The sequence below is a fragment of the Bacteroidota bacterium genome, from assembly GCA_018831055.1.
Taxonomy (GTDB): Bacteria; Bacteroidota; Bacteroidia; order Bacteroidales; family B18-G4; genus M55B132.
Genome location: JAHJRE010000213.1, coordinates 1 through 6,330, shown reverse-complemented (window position 1 = coordinate 6,330; position 6,330 = coordinate 1). Strand labels below are relative to the sequence as shown.

General features: G+C 40.1%; 8 protein-coding genes. 6 read left to right on the top strand and 2 right to left on the bottom strand.

All coding sequences use genetic code 11. The features are described from left to right. The 4 genes from KKA81_14195 to KKA81_14180 form a co-directional block, all read left to right on the top strand. Positions 1-798: ATP-dependent metallopeptidase FtsH/Yme1/Tma family protein (locus KKA81_14195; GenBank protein MBU2652076.1), on the top strand; the 798-nt coding region annotated here is incomplete at its 5' end. Between the two features lie 13 nt (positions 799-811). Beyond that, a complete protein-coding gene (locus KKA81_14190; protein ID MBU2652075.1) occupies positions 812-1,450 on the top strand; it encodes an LUD domain-containing protein in 639 nt (212 codons plus the stop codon). Between the two features lie 40 nt (positions 1,451-1,490). Then, positions 1,491-2,312: a phosphatidate cytidylyltransferase gene (locus KKA81_14185; protein ID MBU2652074.1), complete on the top strand. Its 822-nt coding sequence runs from the start codon at positions 1,491-1,493 to the stop codon at positions 2,310-2,312. A 1-nt stretch (position 2,313) separates the two neighbouring features. Beyond that, positions 2,314-2,970, top strand: a complete 657-nt coding sequence (locus KKA81_14180; protein MBU2652073.1) for a phosphatidylserine decarboxylase family protein — start codon at positions 2,314-2,316, stop codon at positions 2,968-2,970. On the opposite strand, the gene KKA81_14175 is transcribed toward KKA81_14180, so the two are convergent. After that, positions 2,967-3,674 carry a YjjG family noncanonical pyrimidine nucleotidase gene (locus tag KKA81_14175; GenBank protein ID MBU2652072.1) on the bottom strand — a complete coding sequence of 236 codons (708 nt, stop codon included), beginning with the start codon at positions 3,672-3,674 and terminating at the stop codon, positions 2,967-2,969. The genes KKA81_14180 and KKA81_14175 overlap by 4 nt on opposite strands. 124 nt (positions 3,675-3,798) lie before the next feature. Between KKA81_14175 and KKA81_14170 the strand changes: the two genes are divergently transcribed. Next, complete coding sequence (locus tag KKA81_14170; GenBank protein MBU2652071.1) at positions 3,799-4,647, top strand: SPFH domain-containing protein; 849 nt, start codon at positions 3,799-3,801, stop codon at positions 4,645-4,647. 5 nt (positions 4,648-4,652) lie between these two features. Continuing rightward, a complete protein-coding gene (locus KKA81_14165; GenBank protein ID MBU2652070.1) occupies positions 4,653-4,808 on the top strand; it encodes an Arc family DNA-binding protein in 156 nt (51 codons plus the stop codon). A gap of 117 nt (positions 4,809-4,925) precedes the next feature. Here the strand turns inward: KKA81_14165 and KKA81_14160 are convergent, their stop codons facing one another. Continuing rightward, complete coding sequence (locus tag KKA81_14160) at positions 4,926-6,104, bottom strand: IS4 family transposase (protein ID MBU2652069.1); 1,179 nt, start codon at positions 6,102-6,104, stop codon at positions 4,926-4,928. Positions 6,105-6,330 lie beyond the last annotated feature (226 nt).

The window sequence follows — 6,330 nt, the reverse complement described above, 5'->3', positions numbered from 1 at the left end:
GAATTCCTGGCAAAACAGACACCGGGATTCTCGGGGGCCGACATTGCCAATGTTTGTAATGAAGCTGCACTGATTGCCGCGAGAAGAGATAAAGAGACGATTGATAAACAGGATTTTATGGATGCCATCGACCGGATCATCGGTGGATTGGAAAAGAGGAATAAGATCATTTCACAGAGTGAGAAAAAGGTGATAGCATTTCACGAAGCGGGCCACGCTACAGTAAGCTGGCTCCTGGAGCATGCTCATCCCCTGGTAAAGGTAACCATCATACCCAGAGGAAAGGCACTTGGAGCCGCCTGGTATCTTCCTGAAGAAAGGCAGATAACTACCACGGATCAAATGTTGGATGAAATGACTGCCGCCCTGGGAGGTCGTGCTGCTGAGCAGGTGATTTTCGGAAAGGTTTCGACAGGAGCCCTCAATGATCTTGAGAAAGTTACCAAGCAGGCATACAATATGATTGTGTACTTTGGACTCAATGAAAAGGTTGGAAATGTGAGTTATTATGATTCTACAGGGCAGCAGGAATACTCCCTGCATAAGCCTTTCAGCGAGAAAACTGCCGAACTCATCGATAAGGAAATTAAGCTGATGGTGGAAGAGGCCTATCAGAATGCTTTGCGTATTCTTCAGGAAAACAAGGACAAACTGAAAAAACTTGCGGGAAGATTACTGGAAAAGGAGGTTATTTTCAGTGAAGATCTTGAAGAGATTTATGGTAAACGGCATTTTGAAGAGAAAAAGATTGCCGACGAACCCGAAAATGAACCATCATCAGAAAATATAGCTTCCTGATAAGATTAAAATTATGCGTGAAAGCTCACCCAGGGAGAAAATTCTGACAAGCATTCGCAATGCTTTAATTAATAAAGTTGCTGCAACTGAAAAAGGCCAGGCTACTACCAGGCCGGTTTACCATAAAATAGCTGATGACCTTAGCGTGACTTTTGCTGAATCCCTTAATAATGCTGGGGGTAAGTTTTATTATTGTGCCGGAGTGAGTGATTTTCAAAAAGGGTTAAAGGGATTGGCTGAGCAAATGGAGTGGGAATATATATTTTGTCAGGACAAGAGTTTGCAAAAGCTGCTTAAGGATGCTCACATTCCTTACCGTTTCAGCGAAACTCATCAGGTGGAGGCAAAAGCAGGTATCACACGTTGCGAATATCTTGTAGCCCGTTTTGGTTCGGTTGTGGTTTCTTCCAAAACGGGATCCGGGCGAAAAGCGCATATTATACCCGATTCTCATATTGTTCTTGCGTTTACATCACAAATAGTAATGGAGATACGTGACGCCATGGCGGGCCTTCAACAAAAATATCGGGGAGCTTTACCATCTATGGTTTCCTTTATCACCGGACCAAGCCGGACAGCAGATATTGAAAAAACGCTTGTAATGGGCGCCCATGGCCCAAGAGAATTATTTGTTTTTTTGATTGATACATAAATCAGAAATTTGCCGGGCTTTACCGTCGAATGTTTGGGATATGAGAAGTATGAGCAATATAGTTTTAAGAACGATAACAGGTATATTTTTTGTCTTAGCAGTGCTTGGATCTGTTGCATGGAGCCCATATCCTTTTGCTCTTCTTTTCCTGGTATTTACTTTATTGGGTCTGTACGAATTTTTCAGGATGATGAATGTACAGAAAACGGGAATATATAAGTGGTTTGGAATGTTTGCAGGGATGATCCTGTATCTGACCGTATCTGCCTCAGCACTTGATTTCACATCACCTCTGATCCTTATTGTTAATATACTGATCCTTATATTTATAATGATACTTGCCTTGTTCTCGGGAGGAAAGTATTCGTTTGAGGGAGCCGGGATGACATTTTTAGGCATTGTTTATATCGCTATGCCCTTTGGCCTGTTGAATTTCTTTTATGAACCTCAAAGCGAGTGGTTTGCTGCCGGTTTAATAATGGGTTTCTTCCTGATACAATGGCTTTATGATATTTTTGCCTACCTGGGAGGAAGGATTTTTGGAAAACATCGTCTATCGCCCGAAATTTCACCCCGCAAAACCTGGGAAGGAATGATTACAGGCGCCGTCATTACACTGGGGGGTGCATTATTGGTTAATCAATTCGTTTGCCCTAAAGGTGTTTTCCATTGGTTGGTAATTGCCCTGATCATAATTGCAATGGGAAGTTTGGGTGATTTAGCCGAATCCATGATTAAACGCTATGCCAATGTTAAGGACACAGGTAACATTTTCCCCGGCCACGGTGGCGTGCTTGATCGTTTCGATAGCGTATTGTTTTCTGCACCTGCAGTATTTGTCTATTTAAAGCTTTTCCTGTAGAATGAGATTGCATAAAGCCGGCATCAAACCCATTCTGATTACCCTGACCGGTGTTATAATCCTTTTGTCTTTATTGCATTTGTTGCCGCTTACCTCCTGGATGAAGATATGTCTCTATATTGCTGCTCTCCTCTTTATGTTTTTTGTTGTCAGGTTTTTCCGGCGCCCAATACGTGTTTTGGTTCCTGAAAAAGATTCGGTATATAGTGCAGCTGATGGGACTGTTGTCGCCATTGAAGAGGTAATGGTGCCGGAGTACTTTAACGATAAACGCATTCAGGTTTCCGTGTTTATGTCTATTTTCGACGTTCATGTGAATTTTTTCCCTATCAGCGGAAAAGTAAGGTATTTGAAACACCATGAGGGGTTACATATTCCGGCTTTCCGGCCAAAATCATCATTAATGAATGAAATGACCACTGTGGTACTTTCTGATGAAAAGGGACGCGAGATCATGGTCAGGCAGATTGCCGGAGTTATGGCCAGAAGGATCGTTTGTAATGCAAGACCGAATGGAAGTTTTACTCAGGGAGATGAACTAGGAATCATTCGTTTTGGTTCAAGAGTAGATATTCTTCTTCCTTTGAAAACCGATATCAAGGTGAAACTTCATCAGAAAGTAAGAGGAAATATCGATCTGATTGCCAAGATCTCTTAAAAGAATTTTGTTAATTCCTTCAGATCTTCAATTTCAAGATTTGCCCCTGCGTGGTTTTCTTCCTTGTGGTAATTAAAGTGTATCTGGTCCATCCCTGCGTTCCGGGCCCCCAGGATGTCAACCTCCACATCATCTCCTATCATGATACTGTTGTGATAAAGGGCTCCTGCCTTGTGCATGGCCAGCTCAAAAATGAAAGGATCGGGCTTTTTAACGCCGGCTTCTTCGGAAGTGGTCACCGTACGAAAATAGCAGCCCAGCCCCGCCATACTTAATTTGGCAAACTGAACCTCCTCAAAGCCATTGGTAATGATATGAAGGTCATACTTATGATGAAGGTATTCCAGAGTTTCATGCGCATGCGGGAACAGGAAGATACGGTCATGCCTGATGGTAAGATAGTCATCGGCAATCATCGCGGCAAGCAATAAATCATCAATGCCGAACGAATTCAATGTCATTTCGAACCTTCGTACACTCAGGACTTCTTTTTTAATTTCTCCCTTCCTGTAATAACTCCATAACATATCATTATGCTCCTTGAATACAGTCCTGAATTCTTCCAGTCCGGGAATGCCTTTAGATTTAAGATCGAATTTCAGGAAAATATCCCGGAAGGTTTCCAGTGAATTACGGTCAAAATCCCAGATAGTCCGATCAAGATCGAAGAAAAGATGAAGGTATTTGTTCTTTGCGAATATCAATGATAGGAGATTTGCGGCAAAAATAGTCGAAATTGATAAAAAAGAACTTGACAAAGCATTTTTTTATCATTACTTTTGCGATATCAAAATGATATTATAGTGCAATTAATTTAAATTTATTACCATGGAAAAGAAGTATTTGCCAACCAATGGTTATCTGGCATTGTTTATTGATCTGCTAATGATCATCGCTCCGGTAATTTTTATGATCTTTTATCAGCAGTTTTTGTTGTTCATTGTTGTAGGACTGGGATTGTTCCTGCTTCCCGGTTTTTTCATTGTGAATCCGAATGAATCGATGGTCTTGGTTTTATTTGGGAAATACAAGGGCACAGTCAAGAATAATGGATTTTTCTGGGTGAATCCGTTTTTTACGAAGAAGAAGATCTCATTAAGGGCCAGGAACCTGAACAGCGAGCCCATCAAGGTTAATGACAAGGTGGGAAATCCAATCATGATTGGGATAGTTTTAGTATGGAAGGTTGAGGAAACTTTTAAGGCTGCATTTGATGTTGATGACTACATTCATTTTGTGGATATTCAGAGTGAGGCTGCTATCCGTAAGCTTGCCGGGCACTATCCTTACGACAATTATGATGACGAGCAGGCGGAGATCACTTTGCGTTCAGGGGGGGAGGAAGTCAATCAGGTGTTGGAAGATGAATTACGTGAGCGTTTGGGTATAGCAGGAATCCATGTAATGGAGGCCCGCATCAGTTATCTGGCTTATGCTTCAGAGATAGCCAGTGCCATGCTCAGGAGGCAGCAGGCTTCTGCTATTGTTGCAGCAAGGATAAAGATTGTTGAAGGTGCAGTTGGGATGGTAGAAATGGCTCTTCAGGAACTATCGAAGAAAGAGATCATTGAACTGGATGAAGAACGCAAGGCCACCATGGTCAGCAACCTGATGGTTGTCCTTTGCGCCGATAAGGATGTTACACCGGTTGTAAACACAGGTACCTTACATCAATAGTTTTTATGTCGAACAAAAAGCCATTCGTTCTTCGTTTGAATCCTGAAATGATGGAGCGGCTTGAAAAGTGGGCTGCCGATGAATTCCGTTCCGTAAACGGGCAGATCGAGTGGATCATAGACCGTGCCTTGAAAGAAGCGGGAAGAAAATCGAAGATCTAAGATCGCAGATCGCAGATCGCAGATTAGGAGTGTTCAAAACCTTGTAAGTGTATATTTTTTTGAGTCATTAGTTTGAAAGTTTAGGGATTAAAAAGTGTTTAAACACATCTGTTTTCGTTATCGAAAAAATGTATTTGGATCACCTCCACTTTGGATAATCATGTAATCATCTATCATATATTCTAATTCCATAGCAAATCGCCTTTTGGCAGTTTTGTAGCCAAACCCGTTTATTTTTTTGTAAATAAGGATGAGCATAGCAAGAATTAAAGTCATATAAAGGAGGATTTTAATCCCATTCACATTGACACTTATCAAGTGAGCAAAGTTTAATTCCTGCTTAAGGAAACGGAAAAATACTTCAATATCCCATCTATGTTTATAAATTTCAATGATTTCTTTGCATTTCAAGTCAAAATGATTCGTCAGAAACCAAAATTGCCTTCCTTTTTCATCTTGCGTCTGAATCAATCGAAATTCATTTTCAACAACGTGATCCCCTGATCGATACAAATACACTCGTTGATCTTTGAGAACAGTCAAATTCCTTACCACAATTCCCAAAGATGTATCCATGTCATTTAAGACAATGTATCTAGAATCCACTTTTAATCTGGTAACGAACAAAAAATCATTTTGATCCAGTTCACAGAAAGCTTTTCGTTTTGAAACACCCCGGTCAAAAACAAAGATATTGTCTTTACTTTTATCTACTAACTTAAGGATAGCTTGGGGAATGGTCTGGTTTTCGCTCAAGTGCTTTTGCTTGGTATATACTTCAACACTACTAGGGAACATATTGGTTAAACTAACTGTGTATTTAACCTGTTTTTTACCATTTTTTTTCATGCCTACATTCATACCCTCTTCAAGTTTGGCTGCAGTTTGACAAACCATCGTAGAGTCTACTCTGGTTATTTTGTAGTGTAATGACAGTGTCGATTCATCATATAGATGGCTGCATTGCTCATAGATGGCTTCATAAGCCTTCGAAAAAAAATCCACATTCATTTTGGCCAACCTTGCCGAAAAAGAGTTAAATTTAGCCGTAGGCATGGTCCCCGGCAATTTAAACAAAGCCCTGAATTTTCTGGAGTTGTAAAAGTCTTCCAGCGATCGTAAGCCTATTCGTTCATTCTCTAATAGTCCAAATAGCAATAAGTTGAATACATTACGGCCGTATAACTTTTTTACTTGATAATCTACGTTAGTTTCAGCAGCCAGATCAAGTAGTAGTTCATCTGGGATGAGCTTGATCAAATCACTTGCACCGATACCGTCTTCCTTAAACTTCATACATAGATTAAATCAGTATAAAAGTATAAGGAAATTGAATTATATCTGCTTACATGTTAAATTAATTTACCAACACACAACCATTTTAAATGTTGATATCCATGTTTTTATGAAATATTTAAGAAGTTTATAGTTAATATCTATCATATATTTGTTAGCAACCTAATTATTTTAAAAATTGCAAAGAACTTTTATTGTTGCTTAGTTTGTTTTGAACACTCCTAAT